Origin of the sequence: Wohlfahrtiimonas populi (assembly GCF_002006795.1) — a bacterium.
Taxonomy (GTDB): Bacteria; Pseudomonadota; Gammaproteobacteria; order Cardiobacteriales; family Wohlfahrtiimonadaceae; genus Wohlfahrtiimonas; species Wohlfahrtiimonas populi.
In genome coordinates, this window is the sequence record NZ_MVDN01000042.1 from 1 (window position 1) to 1,311 (window position 1,311).

Annotated in this window: 2 protein-coding genes; both read right to left on the bottom strand. The window is 36.6% G+C overall.

Annotation, left to right across the window (positions count from 1 at the left end; all coding sequences use genetic code 11):
• Positions 1–53: 53 nt before the first annotated feature.
• On the bottom strand, positions 54–449 hold the full coding sequence (locus BZK16_RS13860; protein WP_077929467.1) for a DUF4189 domain-containing protein: 396 nt from the start codon (positions 447–449) through the stop codon (positions 54–56).
• A gap of 29 nt (positions 450–478) precedes the next feature.
• Positions 479–1,311: type IV secretion system protein (locus tag BZK16_RS13865; protein ID WP_143691207.1), on the bottom strand; the 833-nt coding region annotated here is incomplete at its 5' end.

Below are 1,311 nucleotides of genomic sequence, written 5' to 3' on the forward strand. Positions count from 1 at the left end.
ATTAGTTTAAAAAGACTCATATATAAAGCCTTTTTCAAATAATCATTTCTATATTAGTAATACCTCGTTGTGCAAATGGTCAATGCTTCTTTACAATTTTTTCCATTATTTTCATGACATGCTTTTGCTCCTCTAGCTTTAGCATTGTGCGGCCCAAAATCATCAAATCCCCAGCCCGCTTTTTTATTAGTAGCCCAATAAATTGAAAGGCAGCCATTATAAAATGTACTTACAAACTGACAGGAATTTTTTTGCCCTTTATGTTTTAACTGACATGACTTCAATGCAGTATTTTGGGCGGAATTTGAAGAACCTGCATCATACGATCCTCCTGCAATACCAGTATTCAAATCAATATACATAGCCCCCCAATATTTCTGGGCATGTGCACTATTAAATATATTAGCCAGCAAAAAAAGTAAAAATATTTTTTTATAAAAAATTTTCATAATGATTCATACCTATGATAAATAAAATATTATCCCATCTTACCTGCTCCAGGAGCACTATTCGTTCCTCCAGCCCCTAATCGACCAGACATTCCCTGTGCACCGCCTGAAACTTCCTGTGATGTTCCTGTTGTTAGGCCTGATGAATTAACAATAGCACCCGCAACATTTGCTGACTCTGAAACTAGGCGATTCAAGATCAAACAAATAATTAAATATTGAATCGCTTGGAACATAATATTAACGCCAGCATCACTCTCGGTTGATCCTGAACCACTATTACCAGTACCTTCATTACAGCCCTGAATAATTTCTTCGACTAATTTGACTGCAGCAGTAGATTGACTCGCTCCCTGACTACCTCCACCACCAATAGCATTAGTCAATCCTGCCGCAACTAATTTAGCCTGTAGCATTCTGAACTCTAAATCCATTGTGGTTTTAACTTCTGAAAATCCTTCTGTGCTAGCACCAGCAGCTTGAGCTTTTAGCATAAATGAGTGTTGCAAAGACCCGGTTGCTTTACACATTTGTGCTGTTACATCTTTTTGTATAAATAAGATAAACGCAGTAATCGCTGAACATATAGCTATAGTCAAAGCTATAGCTAAAACTCTAGACATCCATTTTTTAGCATATTCTCTAGTAGGTTTATAGGCAGCCATAACTATAAAAGCTGGTCCAATCATTAACATTAGAACTAAAAACACATGATTAAGCATTAATATTGCACCTGCTGTCACATAAACCATCACAGCACCGGTGATAATTAATCCCACAAATCCTACTATCAACATAGAATTCATAAGGCCTAAATCTATAGGGTCTCCTTCAGTATTATTATTTGCTCCTGAACCAGCAG

Bases quoted from the DNA above. Each gene is read 5' to 3' on its own strand.
- BZK16_RS13860 (WP_077929467.1), bottom strand. From the start codon at position 449: ATGAAAATTTTTTATAAAAAAATATTTTTACTTTTTTTGCTGGCTAAT.